At 46.8% G+C, this 18493-nt stretch carries 15 protein-coding genes; 12 read left to right on the forward strand and 3 right to left on the reverse strand.

Annotation, left to right across the window (positions count from 1 at the left end):
• Positions 1 to 2070, reverse strand: coding sequence for an ATP-dependent DNA helicase DinG (dinG, locus tag WCN91_RS04075; protein ID WP_342676553.1), 2070 nt, complete (start codon positions 2068 to 2070; stop codon positions 1 to 3).
• Between the two features lie 164 nt (positions 2071 to 2234).
• On the opposite strand from dinG, the gene WCN91_RS04080 reads away from it, so the two are divergent.
• From WCN91_RS04080 to WCN91_RS04120, 9 genes are all read left to right on the forward strand, one after another.
• Positions 2235 to 4562: a DNA polymerase II gene (locus WCN91_RS04080; protein ID WP_342676555.1), complete on the forward strand. Its 2328-nt coding sequence runs from the start codon at positions 2235 to 2237 to the stop codon at positions 4560 to 4562.
• 257 nt (positions 4563 to 4819) lie between these two features.
• The gene (locus WCN91_RS04085; protein WP_342676557.1) at positions 4820 to 7453 is read left to right on the forward strand and encodes a TonB-dependent receptor; all 2634 of its coding nucleotides are present in this window, start codon (positions 4820 to 4822) and stop codon (positions 7451 to 7453) included.
• A 969-nt stretch (positions 7454 to 8422) separates the two neighbouring features.
• Positions 8423 to 9193 (forward strand): DUF3450 domain-containing protein, encoded by a 771-nt coding sequence (locus tag WCN91_RS04090; protein ID WP_342676559.1) that lies wholly within the window; start codon positions 8423 to 8425, stop codon positions 9191 to 9193.
• A gap of 6 nt (positions 9194 to 9199) precedes the next feature.
• Positions 9200 to 10564 carry a MotA/TolQ/ExbB proton channel family protein gene (locus WCN91_RS04095; protein WP_342676561.1) on the forward strand — a complete coding sequence of 455 codons (1365 nt, stop codon included), beginning with the start codon at positions 9200 to 9202 and terminating at the stop codon, positions 10562 to 10564.
• Entirely contained in the window at positions 10564 to 11088 is a 525-nt protein-coding gene (locus tag WCN91_RS04100; RefSeq protein ID WP_105190820.1) for a MotA/TolQ/ExbB proton channel family protein, read from the forward strand. Before WCN91_RS04095 ends, WCN91_RS04100 begins: the two co-directional genes overlap by 1 nt.
• A 14-nt stretch (positions 11089 to 11102) precedes the next feature.
• Entirely contained in the window at positions 11103 to 11504 is a 402-nt protein-coding gene (locus tag WCN91_RS04105) for an ExbD/TolR family protein (protein ID WP_342676566.1), read from the forward strand.
• Positions 11504 to 12121 carry an energy transducer TonB gene (locus WCN91_RS04110; protein ID WP_342676568.1) on the forward strand — a complete coding sequence of 206 codons (618 nt, stop codon included), beginning with the start codon at positions 11504 to 11506 and terminating at the stop codon, positions 12119 to 12121. The genes WCN91_RS04105 and WCN91_RS04110 overlap by 1 nt, the downstream gene beginning before the upstream one ends.
• Positions 12122 to 12134: 13 nt before the next feature.
• Complete coding sequence (locus WCN91_RS04115) at positions 12135 to 13400, forward strand: tetratricopeptide repeat protein (protein WP_342676569.1); 1266 nt, start codon at positions 12135 to 12137, stop codon at positions 13398 to 13400.
• 78 nt (positions 13401 to 13478) lie between these two features.
• Positions 13479 to 14459: a DUF885 domain-containing protein gene (locus WCN91_RS04120; RefSeq protein WP_342676571.1), complete on the forward strand. Its 981-nt coding sequence runs from the start codon at positions 13479 to 13481 to the stop codon at positions 14457 to 14459.
• Here WCN91_RS04120 and WCN91_RS04125 read toward each other — a convergent pair.
• A complete protein-coding gene (locus tag WCN91_RS04125) occupies positions 14446 to 14802 on the reverse strand; it encodes a TraR/DksA C4-type zinc finger protein (protein ID WP_342676573.1) in 357 nt (118 codons plus the stop codon). The two genes, WCN91_RS04120 and WCN91_RS04125, sit on opposite strands and share 14 nt — an antisense overlap.
• Before the next feature lie 257 nt (positions 14803 to 15059).
• The gene (locus WCN91_RS04130) at positions 15060 to 16019 is read right to left on the reverse strand and encodes a tRNA-dihydrouridine synthase (RefSeq protein WP_342676575.1); all 960 of its coding nucleotides are present in this window, start codon (positions 16017 to 16019) and stop codon (positions 15060 to 15062) included.
• Between the two features lie 186 nt (positions 16020 to 16205).
• On the opposite strand from WCN91_RS04130, the gene WCN91_RS04135 reads away from it, so the two are divergent.
• The 3 genes from WCN91_RS04135 to WCN91_RS04145 all read left to right on the forward strand — a co-directional run bounded on the left by WCN91_RS04135 (position 16206) and on the right by WCN91_RS04145 (position 18379).
• Complete coding sequence (locus WCN91_RS04135; RefSeq protein ID WP_342676577.1) at positions 16206 to 16670, forward strand: HvfA family oxazolone/thioamide-modified RiPP metallophore; 465 nt, start codon at positions 16206 to 16208, stop codon at positions 16668 to 16670.
• A 120-nt stretch (positions 16671 to 16790) separates the two neighbouring features.
• Positions 16791 to 17636 carry an HvfB family MNIO-type RiPP peptide maturase gene (locus WCN91_RS04140; protein WP_342676579.1) on the forward strand — a complete coding sequence of 282 codons (846 nt, stop codon included), beginning with the start codon at positions 16791 to 16793 and terminating at the stop codon, positions 17634 to 17636.
• A gap of 2 nt (positions 17637 to 17638) precedes the next feature.
• A complete protein-coding gene (locus WCN91_RS04145; RefSeq protein ID WP_342676581.1) occupies positions 17639 to 18379 on the forward strand; it encodes an HvfC family RiPP maturation protein in 741 nt (246 codons plus the stop codon).
• Positions 18380 to 18493: the final 114 nt, after the last annotated feature.

Consider the following 18493-nt stretch of genomic DNA (forward strand, 5'->3'; position numbering starts at 1 on the left):
TCAGTCAATTTGTCTTTTAAATGGCGGCAAGGTATCAAGCATCGCCTTACCATATCTTTTGCTGACTAAGCGCCTGTCGTAGATAGTAATGCGACCGCTATCGCGTTCTTTGCGCAGTAGTCTACCACAGCTTTGTACTAATTTCTTAGCCGCATCGGGCACGGTAATGGATAAAAACGGGTTGCCTCCCTTGCTTTGTACAAACTCGGCTTGAGCTTCTTCAATGGGTGAGGTAGGCACCGCAAAGGGGATCTTGGTGATCACCAGGTTAGTAAGGTAATCGCCAGGTAAATCAAGACCTTCCGATAGGCTTTGGGTACCAAATAAAATACTGCCCTGGCCATCATCAATGCGTTTCTTATGACGGCGCACTAGGGCGTCCCGAGATATTTCTCCTTGCATTAATATGTCCCAGCCTTGTTTGCGCAGACGCTCGGCCACATGCTGCATTTGCCAGTAGGAGGCGAACAGCACTAGGTTAGCCTGTTTCTTTTCTAAACTCTGGGGCAAGGCTTTGACTAGATAGTCACTAAAGGCTTTATCCGTGGGTTCACATTCGGTTTTTGGAATATGTAACAGGGCTTGCTGCGGGTAATCAAAGGGTGAAGGCACCTTGATAAACTTAACACCTGGCTCGCCACGCAGGCCGCTTTCATGGGCAAAATGTTCAAACGAACCAAGAGCCGTGAGTGTGGCCGAGCAGAGCACGGCGCCGGCACATTCTCGCCATAATTTGTCTTTAAGATAAAAACCCACTTCGATAGGGCAGTCGCTGAGCAGGTAATCATGGTGATTTTTGTACTCCATGCGCTTTATCCAGCGGGCATGAGGCACGCTTTCACTGTGTTTGCTGTAGCTTGACCAAAGTTTATACAGGGTTTCTAAACGGGCGATGTATTGGCCGCTTTCGGCCAGCAAGGGCTCGGCGATAAAGCCCTTCACATCACCATCGTTAACATCACTGCTGAGCGCTTCGTGCATTTTATTCAGGGTGCGTAGCGCGATTTTTGCAGCCTCGCCTATGTCCTGTGCCTGCTGTGTAAGTTGCTCTGGTAAAAGGCCATGGGCGAAGCGATAGGTATGGTCTTCATTGTATTCATAGGCGGCGCTATCGAGCATGGTCAACACGGCTTTATGGCCACGGCCGATATCATCGACGGCATCGTTTAGCTTAAATTGGCTGCCTGCGGCACTGGCACTGAAAATGGTTTGTGCCATTTTGCCGCTGAACTTAAGTAATTTCTCCAGCCAATCCTGGGTACCCTTGATGGTCGCCGCGGCGGAGGAAAAATCTCGGGTAATATGGGCGAGGTGATGCGCCTCGTCTATCACATAAATGCAGTTTTCCGGCTCGGGCAAAATAACCCCGCCGCCAAGGTCTAGGTCTGCCAGTAACAAACTATGGTTGGCAATCAGTACATCCATTTGCGCAATTTTATTGCGCGCCAGATGGAAGGGGCAGGTTTGGTGTGCCTTCATTTGCCGTTGGCAGGAATGCTTATCACCGCTGATCAACCCCCAGACTCTATCCGGTATTACATCGGCCCAAGAGTCTCTGTCGCCCTGCCATTTCTTATTGCTATAGGCCTGATGCAATTGCTTCAGGCATTTTTGCTCCATCTCACTGAGCGGCGAGCTGAGTGTGGGCATCAATGCCATTTGCTGTTCATCGCCGTTGACGGCATTTTCCAGCTTGTGGGCGCAGATATAACGGCCTCGTCCTTTAACCAGATCATAGCTAAAGCTCAAGCCGCTGTGCTCGGCAAAAAATGGCAGCTCTTTATAGATAAGTTGCTCTTGCAATGCGACCGTTGCGGTGGAAATAACTAACTTCTTATTTGCTTTTAGGGCGATGGGCAGAGCACCCAAACAATAAGCCAAAGATTTACCCGTGCCCGTGCCCGCTTCGATAACGCAGATGCGTTGCTTTTTGTCATACTCACCGGCCAGGGTTTTGGCTATTTCCGCCACCAGGTAGTTTTGGCTCGGCCTGGGTCGATAATCCTCAAGGCTGGTAGCGATCCGCTGATGAGCGGTACGTATGGTCTTTTTAAGCGGATCACAGAGCATGATTTAACTTATGTATATATTTACAGTGCTGATATTCTAGGGGGACTAGAAGAAAGACTCAAGGATTAGTCAACCAGAGTCTACTACTTGGCATCTTTAGCTGCTGTAATTATGGCGCTGCTTGGTTACACTGGTGCCATATCTGAAGTTTGAGTGAACCCGCCTTGTCTACGCCTAACCCTGCCACCGCCGGTTTTATCCTTTCCATGCAAACGCAGCAGCGCCGCCATGGTATTTATTATGTTGCCTGGCTGGCTACCGAGCGTGGTCCGGTTAAGGTCATATCGACGGCGCAAAAGGCGGTGTTTTTTATCGCGCAAAAAAATAGTGCGAGCGCCGAGCGTATCCTCTCATCTCTTTCAGGCCAGTATCAGCAACGTACTCTGACGCTTAAAACATTTGCGGGTGAGCCAGTCTGTGCGCTTTATTTTTCTTCTCTGCAAGATTATTACCAGAGCAGAGAGTTACTGCGTGAGCAGGGTATCGAACTCTATGAGGATGATATCCGTCCGCAAGAACAATTCTTAATGGAGCGCTTTATTCGCGGTGGCGTTTGGGTGCAAGGCGAAGCGTCCGGCGGTGATAACAGTCTAATTCGTAACGCCCGCTTTAAAGCTAATGATGGCTTTCGCCCCAAGCTCTCCATGTTGTCGCTAGACTTGGAGTGCAGTCCCGAGGGCATTTTATACAGTGTGGCCTTGGTGAGTGAGCACAGCCGCCAGGTGTTTATGATAGGCACAAGCCCCAGCGCAGGCTCAGAGCAACCTTGGCTTGAATATGTAGAGGACGAAGCTGCGCTTCTATATGCGCTTATTGAGCAAATTAAAAATTTAGATCCGGACTTAATTATCGGCTGGAATGTGGCTGACTTTGATATGCAGCTTTTGTGTTTTCGTGCCCAGCAATTGGGTATTGAGCTCACCCTGGGACGCGATAGCGAAGCTGTGATCTGGCGCGGTGGTCAGGTTAATAAGCTAATAGTACCGGGGCGGGTGGTCCTCGATGGCATTGATATGTTAAAAAATGCCACCTACCACTTTAACAGTTACAGCCTGGATAATGTCGCCGCCGAGGTGCTCGGCGAGTGTAAATTGCTGGAGCAGGGGGATAAGCTCGGCGCCATACAGCGTCTTTTCCATCAGGATAAACTTAAGTTAGCCGAATACAACCTTAAAGACAGTGAGTTGGTACTGGCGATATTCAATAAGCTGGAGCTGTGCGAATTTGCCGTAGCTCGTGCTCAGCTTACCGGTTTACCACTTGAGCGCTTAGGAGGCTCGGTGGCGGCATTTACCAACCTGTATCTTCCCCATTTGCATCGTAGTGGCTATGTCGCCCCGAACTTGGGCGATCATGGCCTGAGCTTTGATAGCCCCGGGGGCTATGTGATGGACTCCACACCAGGGCTTTACGTTAACGTTGCCGTGCTCGATTTTAAAAGTCTGTATCCGAGCATTATTCGCACCTTTTGTATCGACCCCATGGCGCTTATCCTGGGTTTGCAGCAGCCGCAAGACAGTGTGCCGGGGTTTAATCATGCTTATTTCTCTCGCACCGAGCATCACCTGCCGCTATTAGTATCCAATTTGGCCGAGGCGCGTCAACGGGCAAAAAATGATGGCGATCACCATTTGCAGCAGGCGATCAAGATTATTATGAATAGTCTCTATGGCGTGCTCGGTTCAAAGGGCTGTCGCTTTTATGATCCCAGGTTATCAAGCTCTATCACCTTGCGCGGCCATGAAATTATGCAAACCACCAAAATGTGGCTTGAGGAATTGGGTGTTACCGTTATTTACGGTGACACGGATTCGACCTTTGTGGCCCTGCCTAGGGAACTGGATGAAGCGCAAAGTCATCACGTTGCAGCGGACTTGGTGGCAAAAATTAATCAAAAATGGCGTGCTAGATTAAAAAATAACCTAAAGTTAACCAGTTATCTCGAGTTAGAGTATGAGAGCTTGTATAGGCCATTTTTTATGCCAAAAGCTCGTCATAAGGATATTGGCAGCAAAAAGCGTTATGCGGGTTTGTTAGCACAAGCAGATTATCGTCTGGTGTTTAAAGGAATGGAGTCGGTACGTAGCGACTGGACGCAGTTCGCCCGGGATTTTCAACAAGACTTATTTAAAGCATTATTTACAGGCGGCGACCTGCAACAGGTGGTTGCAGAGTATCTAGATAAGCTGCACCACTGCGATGATGTGAAACTCCTTACCTATAGCAAACGTTTGGGTAAAGACCCTGATCACTATACAAAAGCTATCCCTCCTCATGTGCGCGCCGCGCGGGGATCCGATAAAGGATTCAGTAAGGGTGACTGGGTGCATTATGTTATAACCCTCTCGGGGCCAAAGCTGCTGCCGACCACGCAACCGCTGGACTTAGACCACTATTTAGAAAAGCAATTACGGCCCATTATTGATGACCTTCAGGGCCTTGGAATTAACATTAATTACGGCCACTCAGGCAAACAATTTCCACTGCTGTAACAAAATAATTTATAACGATTACATTTATATAATTGAATGTTTATATTGTTGTTTTTAAAGGTTAATTTTATAGCTGATTCTAATCTTTTGTTTATTTAACGTTTTTTTTTATGCTTTTGTTGTTAATTTGCTGTTGACCGGTATTTCTTAAATTGTTTAGTATCTCCTTAGGAAGTGTATTTTGTTACATTTCATTTAGAGTTGTTCACAACAAAAAAATAATTAGTCACACCTCTGTGTGGCCCAGGGAGAATCCAATGTTAAACAGCAAAATTGCAAAATCAGTGCGCTTAGCGCTAGTTTTTGGCGCTGCTTCAACTGCTGGTATTTCAGCAACGGCTATGGCCGCTGAAGAAAGCGCAGACGAAGTAGAGCGTATCGAAGTTACTGGTTCACGTATCAAACAAGTTGATATGGAAACAGCTGCACCAGTTACAGTTATCACTGCAGCAGACATCCAGCTTTCTGGTGAAGCCAGCGTTGCTGACGTACTAAATAACTCTTCTGTAAACAGCTTCGGTTCATGGCGTGGTATGTCTGGTTACGGTTCAGGTGGGGCTGCTACTTCTAACGTAAACATGCGTGGTCTTGGTGCTAACTACACGCTAGTACTTCTTGATGGCCGTCGTATGCCTGGTACTAGTTCAAGCTCAGGTGCCGCTGCCGATACTTCACGTATCCCTATGGCTATCGTAGAGCGCATCGAAATTCTTCGTAACGGTGCTTCTGCGGTATACGGTTCTGACGCGGTTGCTGGTGTAATCAACATCATCACCAAGAAAGACTTCAACGGTGTTAGCCTTACATATGATACTGAACTTCCTTCAATAGACGGTGGTGACACTAACCGTTTCTCTGTTAGCAGCGGCTTCGCGACTGACAAGGGTAACATCACTCTTACTTATGAGCACTCGAAAGCGGATGCAGTATTTGACCGTGATATCTGGGAACTAGACTCTCCTGACTACGGTGCATTCTCTGGATACAGCTCTGTACCAAATGGTCAAGGTAAAGACAGCAAAAACTGGTACTCAGCAGACTTCTGTGATCAAGCTGAAAACGTAGTTCCAAGTGGCGACGGTCGTTGTCTATACAGCTATGGTGCGGTAACCAAGTTGTTCGCGGACACTGAGCAAGACTCAATCCTGTCAAACTTCAACTACTCGATCACTGACAATATCACGTTCCGTGGCCGTGCTAGCGCGTCAATGTCTAAGACCGATGCGCGTTACGCAGGTACTCCGGTTTCTACTTCGAAGCCGGTAATGTCAGCTGACAACCCAATGAACCCATTCGGTGAAGACGTAACGCTAAGCATGCGTTCAGCTAACCTGGGTAACCGTGATACTCGCGTAGAAATCTCTAACATCGATTTCGTAGGTGGCCTGGTAGGTTTCTCTGACCTAGGTAACGGTATTGATTGGGAAATCAATGCACAGCGCAGCCGTTCAAATACTGAGTCATTCAACCAAAACCTGATCAATGACCCACTGCTACAAACCATCATCAACACTGGTGAGTACGATATCTTCAATACATCAGGTATGGATTTCGCTACTTGGGATGCGCAAATGGCTGAAATGTATGCAGGTGCTGCGCACATGGGTACATACAAAGCAGAATTCGAAAGCACTCAGTTCGACGGCCTAGTGTCTACTACGCTAATCGATAACAGCTCATGGCAGCTAGCCGGTGTTGTTGGTGCTGAATTCGAAAACATCGAGTTCACTCAGTACTCAGATCCTCTATCTGCATCAGGTAACGTATCTGGTGGTTCAGGTGGTGATGACGTATTCGCTGAGCGTGACCGCACTTCTGCTTACGTAGAGCTTCAAGCCGCGTTCCCATTCGGCCTAGATCTTAACGCTGCTATGCGTTATGACGAATACGACCAAGAAGGTGACGTAGGTGCACAGGTTGTTTCTGGTAAATTCGACGAAGTTACTACTCAGTTCGGTGCTGCATGGCGTGTAACTGATGACTGGATCCTACGTGCAAGCTGGGGTGAGTCATTCCGCGCTCCTAACATGGGCGAAATGTTCTCTAGCCAAGCGCTAAGCTTTGAAACTGAGTACGATACACTTTGGTGTGATATCCAAGGTAATGCCGCAAGCGATACAGTTTACTGTGCACCAAGCGGTATTCAGCACAAAACATGGTTCGGTGGTAACCCAGACCTTAAGCCTGAATCAGGTGAGTCTCTGACTATGGGTACTGTGTGGAACGTTACCGATAATTTCTCAATGGAATTGTCTTACTATGACGTTGAGCTAGAAAACCGTATCGCGTCTATCAGTACTGCTCGTCTACTTTCAGATGAAATCGAAAACGGTTCAAACCCTGCCGTTATCCGTGATGCTGAAGGCAAAATCGACGTAATGTACAGCTTCGACCAAAACCAAGCGTCTCTTGAGACTTCAGGTTTTGACTTCAAGACTCATTACTCAATGGAAACTGGTTTCGGTGATTTCGGCTTACGCGGTGAAGCAAGCTACGTTCGTGACTACGTAGAAATTACTGAGAAAGGTGCAGAACCGTTTGATTCAGCTGGTCTTCAAGACTACCCAGAGTGGCGTGGTAACATGACTCTAGACTGGAGCTACGAGAACTTCGGCGCTGCTTGGTCAACTTACTACATCGGTAAGCAAGAGTCAGGTAACGAAGAATACAACGTGACTTACTTGAAAGCGGTTCCAAGCTACTTCAAGCACAACGTACAAGTATCGTACAACCACGACTGGAACGGTAAGGTTACTCTTGGTGTGAACAACGTATTCGACCGTGAAGCACCTAAGTGGTACGACGGTTTCTACGACTACCGTGATGCTTCTACAGCACTATACGACGTACTAGGTCGCACAGTGTTCATCAAAGTAGAGCAATCTTTCTAATAGTGCCTTTGGCATAATTAGATAAATTAATACCGAATGGCCCCACAAGTGGGGCCATTTTTTTGCGTTTTATGGTCTGGAGACAGGAACGGTTTTTATAATCAATAGCTTTTTCTGCCCTTGCTCAGCTGAATTTCCTCCTAACTTTCTAACCTTTATGTGCTTTGCTATTTCAGTTCACTACAGGTCTTTGTGTCACTCTTAATAAAGCGATAATACATAACGAGGTAAACGAGAGGGGGCTCGTTACTTGGTTGTTTATTAGCTAGCTTACACAAGCTCGAAATTGTTTTATTGCACTCTTTTTAGTTGCCCTTAGAGGCCTTAGAGGTAGTGGTTTAGAGAAGGGTTATAGTGTCTCTGTAGTGCCTTTTAGAGCCCTGATGCAATGGCTTTTATTCATCTAAACTTGGGTATGAAGGGTATGTATTAAGAACTCAAGTTGAACGCAATTATCTGTATGGAACAATCTCTAAACCTTGCACGAATTTAGATATCGATAAAGTTAATCGCAATAACGCGCATGATTAACTTTTTCGCTAAATTTATGTGTAGATATGCAGCTTAAGTAACTAGGACTACAAAAAGGTTCAGCCTGATTAATAGGCACCGATGTCTGTTGCTGATAGTGATTTTGAGCCGAAAATAAGGTGATTTTTACCGTCACAGGATAATTAATAATTTAAATTTTATGTCAATTGTTAGGGTTTTTATATTAACTTTTTATTTCCAAAATGCAGAGGGAGCTAGGCATTTTGGGCTATATAGATAAGTTGTGTGTTAATTTTATGTTTCATATGAAGAAATAAGACGAATGCAAGGAAAATTGCGATGAACATCAAGTTGACAGCACCGGAAGCTTTTAGCATTATTGGCTAGTTGGTATCACTATAAAGATACCTAGGTTGGCTCACTTCGAGTGGGCCGATAAAAATTCAAAAAGTAACATTACTTAATTGGTTGGGAACTATGTCTGTTAAAATCAGAAAGAGTCTTGTAGCTTCTGCGTTGGTTGGCGCAGCTGCACTTGCAAGCAACAATGTGATGGCAGATCCGTTGAATGACTTGCACAAAGCTGGTGCAACAATTCAAACGGCTGCTGTTAAGTCTCAAACTAAAATCGACAACATCTACGGTCAAACTCAAGAGCTAATCGCCGATTACCGCTCTACTGTAGATGAAACAGAAATCATGAAGGTCTATAACGACCACGTTCAGCGCCTTGTTGATGACCAAAACTCTCAAATCGAGTCTTTGGAGCGTCAGATCGCCGGTATCGACAAAACGAAACAAAACGTTGTGCCTTTGATGTATCGCATGATCGATACGCTTGAGCAATTCATCAAAGCGGACGTTCCGTTTGATACTGAAGAGCGTGTTGAGCGTATTGAAAAACTACGCGACATCATGACTAGCGCTTCTGTAACAACTTCTGAGAAGTTCCGTCAGGTTCTTGAAGCTTACATGATAGAGAAAGACTACAGCACGACTATGGTTGCTAACCAAGGCACCCTAAACATCGACGGTCGTGATATCTCTGTAGACTTCGCGCGTCTTGGTCGTATTGCTTATGTAGCGCAGTCATTTGACCAGAAGAGTGCTTGGGTGTGGAACAACACTACTAAGCAATGGGAAGCGTTAGGCGATGAATTCTTGAAGCCTATCAAAGAGACAATCCGTATGGCCCGTAAGCAAGCGGCTCCGGATCTTGTTAAACTACCAATCTTCGGCGCGGAGTAATAGATAATGAAGAAACTATTTAAAGGTTTTGCTGTTGCAGCAGTACTTTCTGTTTCTGCCGGTGCTGCGCTTAATGCCCACGCAAACACGCAAGTACTTGACCAAATCCTTGAGCAAGTAAAGAAAGAGCGTATCTCTGAAGGCAAGCTAAACAAGCAACGTGAGCAAGAGTTCCTAGCGGCTCGTGCTGACCAGCAAGCGCTTCTTAACACTGCAAAGCGTGAACTAGCGGCTGAAAAAGCACGTGGTGAGCGTCTGCAAAAAGAATACGCACAAAACGAAATCACTCTAGCGGAAAAAGAAACTGCACTTGAAAATGCAAAAGGTACCCTAGGTGAAATGTTCGGTGTTGTACGTCGTGCGGCACAAGAAACTATCGGTTCAATCGAAGCATCACTAGTAAGTGCTGAAAAGCCTGGACGTGCTGAAATCCTTCGTTCACTAGCGGCAGCAAAAGAGCTACCAACTACTCGTGAACTAGAAGAGCTTTGGATTGCCCTACAAACTGAAATGACCGAGTCTGCGAAAGTATCTACTTTCGAAGCTGAAGTTTCTGAGCTTGATGGTTCAATCTCTACCAAGCAAGTAACTCGTATCGGTAACTTCAACCTGATCACAGACGAAGGTTACCTGATCTACTCAGGCGACACTCAGTCGATTCAACCACTAGGTCGTCAACCAGACGGTTACGTACTAGACACTGCTAAGTCACTTATCAATACTTCAGCAGACGCGTACACTGGCTTCTACGTTGACCCAACTCGTGGTTCAATCCTGCGCCTAAACACGCAAAAAGCGACTCCTGAAGAGCGTTTCCACCAAGGTGGTGAAGTAGGTTACATCATCGCTATTCTACTAGTGATTGGTTTCCTAATCGCGATTGTACGTCTAGTAGACCTAACAATTACTTCAGGTAAGATCAAGAGTCAACTTAAGAACACCAGCGCACCTTCTGAAGGTAACCCGCTTGGTCGTATCCTTAAAGTTTACCAAGACAACAAAAACCAAGACGTTGAAAACCTTGAGCTTAAGCTTGATGAAGCGATTCTACGTGAAACGCCACGCATCGAAATGGGTATCAACATCATCAAGATCTTGGCTGCTATCGCACCACTACTAGGTCTACTTGGTACCGTTGTTGGTATGATCAACACCTTCCAGCAGATCACGCTATTCGGTACAGGTGATCCGAAGATCATGGCTGGTTCAATCTCAATGGCTCTAGTAACTACAGCCCTAGGTCTAATCGCGGCACTTCCGCTAATCCTAGTACACGCTGTTGTTGCCGGTCGTAGTAAATCAATTATCCACATTCTTGATGAGCAAAGCGCTGGTATCATCGCTGCTCACGCGGAGAAGGAGAAAGCCTAATGCTAGTCCTGATGGAGATTTGGGAATCTATCAGGGATTTTGTTGGCACAGGCGGCCAGGTTTTATACGTGGTCGCGATAGCACTCTTCCTCATGTGGGTTTTAATGATTGAGCGCTATTGGTTCCTACTTGCTGAGTTTCCGAAAATGAAAAAAGGAATCGTAGCTAAGTGGGACGCCCGCCAGGACACTACGTCTTGGTACGCACACAGAATCCGCGATGCATGGATTTCTGAAGCGTCTGAAAAATTAGATGAGCGCATGTTGTTGATTAAGACATTGGTAGCTGTATGTCCATTGATTGGTCTACTGGGTACTGTAACGGGTATGATCGCGGTTTTTGAAACCATGGCTACTCAAGGTACTGGTAACCCTCGACTAATGGCATCAGGTATTTCAATGGCAACAATCCCAACAATGGCTGGAATGGTTGCGGCACTATCAGGTGTATTCTTTAGTACACGTCTAGAAGCACGTGCAAAAATGGCTAAAGAAAAGCTGATTGATAGCTTGCCTCATCACTAGAGAGAGATTTGAATATGGCACGTAAACAACGTTTTCGTGAAGAAGAAGAAGCAGCCGTCGATATGACGCCGATGCTAGACATCGTATTCATCATGCTGATCTTCTTTATCGTAACTACATCGTTCGTTAAAGAAGCTGGTATTGATGTAAATAAACCTGAAGCAGCGCAAGCGACTAAGAAGAAAAATGCAAATATCTTCATCGCTATTCGCTCTAACGGTGAAATTTGGATGGATAAGCGTCAGGTAGATGCCGAGCGTGTAGCTGCGAATATCGAACGTCTATTAGCCGAGCAACCAACCGAAATCGTAATTATCCAAGCGGATAAAGATGCGAAGCACGGTGTAGTTGTGAAGGTAATGGACCAAATTAAAGCTGCAGGTATCGATAAGATATCCATCGCTGGAGAAAAGTAATGATTCGTTTTCTGTTTTCACTGATTGCAGGTGGGGCAGTTACTTTCGGCTTATTCTTTTTCATGGCGTATCTGATCTCCGGGGGAGACGGACGCGCCGCTAACGAGAAAGAGAAGATCGTTGTCGAAATTATGACGAATCCACCTGAATCCAAGGTGCAGGAGCGTAAGCGTGTACCGCCGCCGCCGCCTCCACCGCCAAAGCAGCCGCCTAAGCCGCAGCCGCCACAGCCAGACAACAGCAACCCTGATGCTGGCGCACTAGGCTTTAATATGCCAAGTGTTAACGTGGGTGGTTCTGCCGGTGGATTAAACGGCCCAGGTGCATTTGGTCGAGATGGTGATGCGACACCTCTTGTGCGAATTGAACCTAAATACCCAGTGCAAGCCGCACGTGATGGTAAAGAAGGTTGGGTACAACTTTCATTCACCATTAACGAGCTAGGTGGAGTTGATGACGTTGAGGTAATCGATGCCGAGCCTAAGCGTATCTTCGACCGTGAAGCTAAGCGTGCACTGCGTAAATGGAAGTACAAGCCAAAAGTTGTTGATGGCAAGCCGGTTAAACAGCCTGGCATCACAGTACAGCTTGACTTTAAACTGAACCAAGACCAGTAAGGAGAGTGTAGAGATGAAAAATCTATCGAAAGTTACTGCACTCGCTCTGCTAATCTCCGTATCGGGCGGCGTAGTCAGCACCTCAGCGGTGGCTGCGCCAAACTACGCGGAGATCGAAAAACGCAAAAACGCTAAGACTAAGGTCATGGGCGAGCGCGTCGGTAAAAAAGTGGTTAAAGCGTTCGAGCTTTATGAAGCGGAAGATATCGATGGCGCGATTGCTGTATTGAAAGAGCTGGATCCATCGGATAGATTCGATAAGGCGACGGTAGACCGTTATTTAGGTCAGTTGTACGCTCAAAAGGATAACTATCAGTTAGCGATCAAGCATATTCGCGATGCAGTAAAGCCTGATGTGCTTAACTTCAACGACCAAGAGCAATCAATGAAGCTGATTGGTGACTTGTTGGCTAATACCAAGAAGTACAAAGAAGCAAAGCAAGCCTACATTGACTGGATGGACTTCACTGGTGAAGAAGATGCCACGGTGTACACGCGTATTGCGCAGGCTAACTATGAGCTTGGTTTGTTTAAAGATGTAGTGCAACCAGCCGAGCGCGCCATTGAGCTAAATGCGAAAGGTGAGCCTAAAAAGGCACCTTTCTCGCTGCTTATGGGTGCTTACTACGAGACGAAAGACTTTCCGAACGTAGTTAAAGTTGGCGAACGTATGGTGAAAAGTTGGCCCGAAGACAAAAAGTCTTGGACTAACCTAGGTCGTTTCTATATGCAGGTAGAAGACTATTCAAAAGGTCTGAATATCATGGATATCGCATACGACAACGGTTACCTAGAGTCTGAAACAGACTATAAGGTACTTGCCCAGCTATACTCGTTCGTTGGCATACCTTATAAAGCCGGTTTCCATATGGAAAAAGCGGTTAATGAAGGTAAGGTTGAGCGCACTAAGCCAAATGTAACTGCAATTGCCAGCTACTATCATAATGCGAAAAACATTAAGACAGCGGCTAAGTACTACGAAGAAGCAGCAAAGTTTGATAACGATGCCGAGCTTTTCCGTAAAGCAGGTTCATTGCGTTTACAAGAGCAACAGTTCGATAAGGCCGTGGCCTTGTTAAACAAAGCGCTTGATTTGGGCTCGGATAAAGAAGGTCAAATTTATTCAGACCTAGCCGAAGCCTACTTACAGCAAGAGAAATACAAGCAGGCGTATGCAGCGATCTCCAAAGCAGCGGAAGATCCAAGCACACGTAAGTTTGCTCGCAGCTGGAAGACCTTTATTAAAGATAAGGCGCAGCGTAACGGCGTAAGTCTTTAATCACAGCATGTGACCATAAAAAGCCCCATTTGGGGCTTTTTTTATATTTATAGAACAAATAACAGCATTGAGCAGATTATGATCAAGCGAATTTTATCGGTAGGTTTATTGTTATTGGCGGGGTGCTCGGATGCACCTGATTTAAATTCACAACAGGCTATTGCGGCCTTACAGCAGCTCAATGCCAAGCTCAGTGGCGAATCAAGCGACAACAGCCAGCCCTGGCCCTATACCGAGCAGTATTTAAAGCAACGTCATGATATCTACAATGCCATAGCGCGCTCGCAGTTAACCCCAGAGCAAGCGCAAACCCTGGATTACCTTATTACTGAAGAGCGCTTTGTCCGCCGTTATCAGCCCTGGCCCTTAGCGGCAAAAATCAATGTCGATGCCGCTGCTTTTCAAAACCCTCAATGGCAGCAAGGCTTAGCCATGTGGTTGACGCATATAGAGCAGACCTTGGAGCTGGCGAAAGAGAGTAAAATCTTCCTCAATGCTGTTGAAGTGGCGCATATTCAGGCGCAGTTAGGGCATTTTAAAGGCAAGGGTACAGAGCCCGCGCTCAATAAGGCCATTACCAGTTTGGAGGTCTATTTAGACAAGTATACGCCTCGCAATCAACTGGGTTTGTCCCAGTTGCCTAATGGGGCCCAGTGGTATCAGACAAAAATTAATTATTACAGCGGCCAGGTGCGCTCACCCATTCAATGGTTTACCCATATCCAAGACAAGAAAAAGAGTCTAAAAGGGACAGATACGCAGCCTTTGCCTAACAGAGACGGTGCACAAATGCTCCCAGACCTTGATTGGCGACAAAACTATGACGACCTAAGGGGATGGGCTAAAGAGCAAGCGTTGAGCCCGGCACAGCACCGTATGGCGTTAATATGGATGGAAGTTGACTTAGGCGTGCATGCTCATATGTGGAGCGAACAATTTGTTTATACGGCCTTGGCCAGGAAGGGAATAGATGCCGGGGTGGCAACGCGCATCTTGATGCAGGTTTTAACCCACCCAGGGCAAAGCTTTATTTATGCTGGCGTGCTTAACGAGCTTTAAGGTTCATTTCGCACTGCCCACAGCGTTGGGTGGTTACGTCTTCTAAAAGACGGGCCGCCTCAATGGGTTCTTCGCAATCGCTGCAAAAACCGAATAGCCCGAGATCGAATTGACACTGGGTTGCCTCTAAGCGCTCCAGTTTATCCACCAGATCTTTATAGGTGGGGCCAGATTTATCGCGAAGATGCGCCACCCAATCCCATTCCGGATGCGCTGCCAGGTTCTGGTATATGTCGTTCTCATGGCTGAGGGTGGAATAGCGCAAGCGGTTTAAAAGTTCTTCACGTACTTGCGCGAGTAACACCTCTACTTTCGATTCAAAGTTGAGCGTCTCGATAGTCATGACACAATCCACTGTTTACTTAGGTAGCTTTATTGTGGCCAGTAAATGGCTGCGTCGATATGACCGTGATCAACTAAAGGCGAAAAAGAGTGAGTTCTACCAATTCACTTAAGTAGCTAATCATTCTAGCGGGCTAAATATCGTGCTAACGGCGTTGGGATTTTCTTATGTAGAGTAACTACATAAGAAAAATTCCGCCTTGTTATCACATCATTTATCTAGCGCTATCTCTGATCACATATTTAACAGAATTGGTATTACGCTTGCTCACTATGGTGTTTTAACACAGCTAACACCTCGTCTTTATCGTGTAGACGGCGGATATCTTCGAACAGGGCATCGGCCTGGTTGTAGGTGCGTTTTAAGTATCCTAACCATTGCTTGGTACGATTGGCGAAGTAGCGTTTTGACATCAACTCATCGTCATGCATGGATGAGTGCACTATATGATAGATAACATCATGCCAGCTCAAGCGGCGGTGGGCTTGCCCTGAATCATCTGCTTTTATCCAGGCCGCCAAGTCGGGCATGGCCAGGGCGCCTCGGCCCAGCATCAGGTGTTGACACTGGCTTTGGGCGCGGGCGTTATGGGCATCTTTAAGATCCCAAATCTCGCCGTTGGTGACCACTTCCATATTGGTATTTCTGGCCAGAAGAGGCGCTATTTTGTCCCAGTAGGCCGGTGGGCGGTAGCCATCGCGTTTGGTGCGCGCATGTATGGCGATACCATCGGCCTTGGCCTGGGCAACGGCATCGAAAATCTCACTGCTTAAGGAGTCATCGTCAAAGCCAAGTCGAACCTTGGCGGTAACAATATGCTCATTATCAACGGCATCACGTACCGCCTTGACGATTTGATAGACCTGCTCAGGCTCTTTTAAAAGCACGGCGCCGCCCTTGCTTTTATTTACCGTCTTGGCTGGACAGCCAAAGTTCAAATCTATGCCGTGGGAGCCCAAAGCAACCGCCTTAACGGCATTTTCAGCTAAATAGTATGGGTCTTGCCCAAGCAGCTGGATGCGCACCGGTGTGCCGGCGCGGGTATAGCCGCCATTATGTAACTCTGGGCAATAACGCATAAACACGCGTCGCGGTAGGCGCTGGTTAACAACACGAACAAACTCGGTCACACACAGGTCGAAGCCACCAATGTCGGTCAGCAGCTGGCGCATTTTAAAATCTACAACGCCTTCCATGGGAGCGAGGATAAGTTTCATGTTTGACCTTATGGTAAATTTTGGCCGCGTATTCTAACCTGAACTAGGCTATTGATAAAATAGCATTATCAGTTCATATTTAAGTCTGTGATCTGATTACAAAATTAATCTAGCATTAGTGAAAGCATCCGCCGCCAGGTCGGGTCTACTTAATTTGATTGCTACTAACACAGAGAGAGCAAGAGCATGAACACATTAAAGAAAAATTCAATTGCATTGACCTTAGGCGCGGTTGTTGCCGGTGGTGCTGCAATGACAGCCACCGATGCCCAGGCAAACCCATTTGAGATGCAAGAAATGGTAGCTGGTTATCAATTAGACGCCGGTGAAGGCAAATGCGGTGAAGGTAAGAGTGAAAAAGAAGGTCGCTGCGGTGAAGCCAAGAAAGCCGAAAAAGAAGGCAAGTGCGGCGAAGGCAAATGTGGCGAAGGCAAGTGCGGTGAAGGTAAAGCCAAAAAAGAAGGTAAGTGCGGCGAAGGCAAATGTGGCGAAGGCAAGTGCGGTGAAGGTAAAGCCAAAAAAGAAGGTAAGTGCGGCGAAGGCAAGTGTGGTGAAGGTAAAGCCAAAAAAGAAGGCAAGTGTGGCGAAGGTAAATGCGGTGAAGGTAAGGCCAAAAAAGGCGAGAAAGAAGGCAAGTGCGGTGAAGGCTAAGCCGAAAAAGAAGGTAAATGTGGCGGCCACAGCGCATAAGTACTAGGGCAAAAGCACTAGGGCAAAGTCAAACCTACACAAGCCGCTGTCACACGCGGCTTGTGTTTTTAGGAGTACGAAATGAAATCCCATGTCACAGACATAGGTAAGGTTGGCCTTGGGCTGCGTCGCGAGATGGTCGAGGAGATGCTCACCCATATCCCCGAGCAAATTGGTTTTATGGAAGTCGCGCCGGAGAACTGGTTGCCCTTTGGTGGCAAACTGGGTAAGCAATTTAAAGCCTTGACCGAGCGCCACCCCTTTATTTGTCATGGCCTTTCCTTATCGATAGGCTCGCCGGATCCCCTGGATATTAGTTTTCTCAAGGCCCTGAAACGCTTCTTTGATGAGCACAATATTCGTATGTATAGCGAGCATTTAAGTTATTGCTCCGCCGGTGGCCATATGTATGATCTTATGCCCATTCCCTTTACCAGCGAGTCGGTAGACTATGTTGCGGCGCGTATCCGTCAAGTGCAGGATATTTTAGAGCGACCGCTGATCATGGAAAATGTTTCTTATTACGGTGCGCCTGGGCAAGAAATGACGGAATTGGAATTTACTAACCAGGTGCTGGCGGCGGCCGATTGTCAGCTCCTGCTTGATGTAAATAACATCTATGTGAACTCGGTCAATCACGGCTATGACGCCACAGCGTTTCTTCAAGGTTTGCCCACGGAGCGCATCGCCTATATCCATGTGGCCGGTCACTATAATGAGGCCGAAGATTTAATTGTCGATACCCATGGTGCCGATGTCATAGATCCGGTGTGGCGTCTGCTACAGCAGGCTTATGAATGTCATGGTGTGCACCCAACCTTGCTTGAGCGTGACTTTAATATTCCACCCTTGCCACAGTTAATAACCGAGCTCGATACCATAGCCGAGCTGCAAAAGCCTTTTTTAGTTAATCAGCAGCGAGCTTAAAGATGCAGTTTAAACAGGTGCAAAAGCAATTCAGTGATTATATTCGCGATCCACTGGCTAATCCTAAGCCTGTGGATATCGAAGAGCGGCGCATGAAAATCTACCGTGAGCTGTTTTTTAATAACGTCAACGGCTTTTTAGAAAGTGGCTTTCCGGTATTGCATAGCCTTTATAAACCGCAGCAATGGCTGCAGCTGGTGCGCGCCTTTTTTGCTCAACATCAGGCGCAATCCCCATACTTTCTTGATATCTCGAAGGAGTTTGTGGATTTTTTAGCGCAAGAGTATACGCCTCAAGCCAGCGACCCTGCGTTTTTACTTGAGTTGGCTCATTATGAATGGGTCGAGCTTGCGGTGGCTACTGCCAAGGTGCAGGGCCAATATCGTGCCATCGCCGCCGTGGAGAGTGAGCCCTTATATTTAAGTGAATGTGCGCAGGTGGTCTGTTATCACTATCCGGTGCAAACCATCTCTATTGATAACCAACCTACTGCCCCAGATCAGGTGCCAAGCTATATCTGTGTTTATCGTGATAGGAATGATGAGGTGCAATTTTTGGCCCTCAATGCCATGACCGCGCTGTTACTCGATACTCTCGATAAGTCTCCGGGCATTAGCCTTAGCGCTTTATGTACCTTGCTTAAGCAGCAGGCCCCCAGCTTCAGTGAAGAACAATTGCAAGCCGGAGCGCAGCAGATTCTAGCGGACTTAGCACAAAGAAGCATAGTGCTAACGCTGGATTGATAGCCGATATTAGATTACTATATGCGCCGTTTTTTGTCGTGTTTAAGAGGTAATGACTATGGCGCATAAAGGTGATTTTAAAGACCCTTTCAACTTCAAGTATTTCGCTGCATT

It is taken from the genome of Pseudoalteromonas qingdaonensis (genome assembly GCF_038739665.1).
Lineage (GTDB): Bacteria > Pseudomonadota > Gammaproteobacteria > Enterobacterales > Alteromonadaceae > Pseudoalteromonas > Pseudoalteromonas qingdaonensis.

Bases quoted from the DNA above. Each gene is read 5' to 3' on its own strand.
- dinG (WP_342676553.1), bottom strand. From the start codon at position 2,070: ATGCTCTGTGATCCGCTTAAAAAGACCATACGTACCGCTCATCAGCGG.
- WCN91_RS04085 (WP_342676557.1), top strand. From the start codon at position 4,820: ATGTTAAACAGCAAAATTGCAAAATCAGTGCGCTTAGCGCTAGTTTTT.
- WCN91_RS04090 (WP_342676559.1), top strand. From the start codon at position 8,423: ATGTCTGTTAAAATCAGAAAGAGTCTTGTAGCTTCTGCGTTGGTTGGC.
- WCN91_RS04095 (WP_342676561.1), top strand. From the start codon at position 9,200: ATGAAGAAACTATTTAAAGGTTTTGCTGTTGCAGCAGTACTTTCTGTT.
- WCN91_RS04100 (WP_105190820.1), top strand. From the start codon at position 10,564: ATGCTAGTCCTGATGGAGATTTGGGAATCTATCAGGGATTTTGTTGGC.
- WCN91_RS04105 (WP_342676566.1), top strand. From the start codon at position 11,103: ATGGCACGTAAACAACGTTTTCGTGAAGAAGAAGAAGCAGCCGTCGAT.
- WCN91_RS04110 (WP_342676568.1), top strand. From the start codon at position 11,504: ATGATTCGTTTTCTGTTTTCACTGATTGCAGGTGGGGCAGTTACTTTC.
- WCN91_RS04115 (WP_342676569.1), top strand. From the start codon at position 12,135: ATGAAAAATCTATCGAAAGTTACTGCACTCGCTCTGCTAATCTCCGTA.
- WCN91_RS04120 (WP_342676571.1), top strand. From the start codon at position 13,479: ATGATCAAGCGAATTTTATCGGTAGGTTTATTGTTATTGGCGGGGTGC.
- WCN91_RS04125 (WP_342676573.1), bottom strand. From the start codon at position 14,802: ATGACTATCGAGACGCTCAACTTTGAATCGAAAGTAGAGGTGTTACTC.
- WCN91_RS04130 (WP_342676575.1), bottom strand. From the start codon at position 16,019: ATGAAACTTATCCTCGCTCCCATGGAAGGCGTTGTAGATTTTAAAATG.
- WCN91_RS04135 (WP_342676577.1), top strand. From the start codon at position 16,206: ATGAACACATTAAAGAAAAATTCAATTGCATTGACCTTAGGCGCGGTT.
- WCN91_RS04140 (WP_342676579.1), top strand. From the start codon at position 16,791: ATGAAATCCCATGTCACAGACATAGGTAAGGTTGGCCTTGGGCTGCGT.
- WCN91_RS04145 (WP_342676581.1), top strand. From the start codon at position 17,639: ATGCAGTTTAAACAGGTGCAAAAGCAATTCAGTGATTATATTCGCGAT.